This window comes from Leisingera sp. F5, from assembly GCF_001593695.1.
In genome coordinates, this window is record NZ_LUKH01001294.1 from 1 (window position 1) to 1,132 (window position 1,132).

Consider the following 1,132-nt stretch of genomic DNA (forward strand, 5'->3'; position numbering starts at 1 on the left):
CCTCTCGGACATGGTCCAGGACAAAATCAACCTTGAATCCATCAGGCTGCAGTAAGATCCATGACACATTCAAAACCCCTTCTCGCCAGGTTCATGCGGCGTTTCGCATCCTTTGTTCTGGCACAGCGCATATTGGCCGTCGTCTTTATGCTGGCGGTCTCCGCCACCCTCATGAGCGGCCTTGCCCGCGTCGGCTTTGACACCTCTCCGGAAAGCTTTTTCCTGGAGGGGGCCGAGGTCATCGAAGACTGGTACGCCTTCAAGGAGAAATACCAGTCGGATGAGTTTTCCTTCATCGTCGTGACCCCGCCAAAGGCCAATGCGGCTTTTGTCCAAAAGCTGGAGGGATTTGCAACCCAGCTGGAAGACATCGAAGGTGTCGACCGGGTGACTGCGCTGCACAACGTCCGTTCAATCACGGGCGAGGATGATGTCCTTGATGTCGGTGACTATCTGCATGCCGGCCTGACACAGGCCGAAGTCACCGAACGGCTGGAAAAGGCTGCCGCCCACCCCTATTACCGCGGGCTGTTCGTAAACGATCGCGGCAGCCAATTTGGTGTGCTGGTGGAAACCGTCAGCACCTTTTCGAACGCTGACAAAGAGGGCTTCACCCAGGCGGTGCGCGCCATTCTTGCGCAGCCGGACTATGCGGCGTGGAACGGCACAGCCATCGGCGCGCCGATCCTTGACGCGGATGTGCAGCGCATTGTCGGCATGGAAAGCGGCATTTTCGGCAGCATCACCTTTACGCTGGTGATGGCGGGCTTCTTCATCGCCTTCCGCCACCGGCTGGCCTTGGCGCTGCCGCCGCTGGTTGCTTGTCTCTCAATCGGTTGCGCCCTTGGCGCAATGGGGCTTTGGGGGGCGGACGCAAGTTTGCTTACACCGATTGTCCCCTCCTTCCTGATTTCGGTCGGACTGGGCACCGCAGCATATCTGCTGTCGGATTTCACCACCGCCCGGCGCAAGGGCGAACCGGTGCAGGCGGCCATTCTGGACACCATGGAACAGGCCGGCGGCCCGGCGCTGCTGGCAAATATCACCACCGCCGGCGCGCTGTTTGCCTTCTCCGGCTCGCGCGTTCTGCCGGTGCGTGATGTGGGCCTGACCCTGGGCATCGGCCTGATGA

1 protein-coding gene is annotated in these 1,132 nt (G+C 60.4%); it reads left to right on the forward strand.

What is annotated here, in order from left to right:
- Positions 1-60: 60 nt before the first annotated feature.
- Positions 61-1,132: MMPL family transporter (locus tag A2I95_RS40890; protein WP_291738013.1), on the forward strand; the 1,072-nt coding region annotated here is incomplete at its 3' end.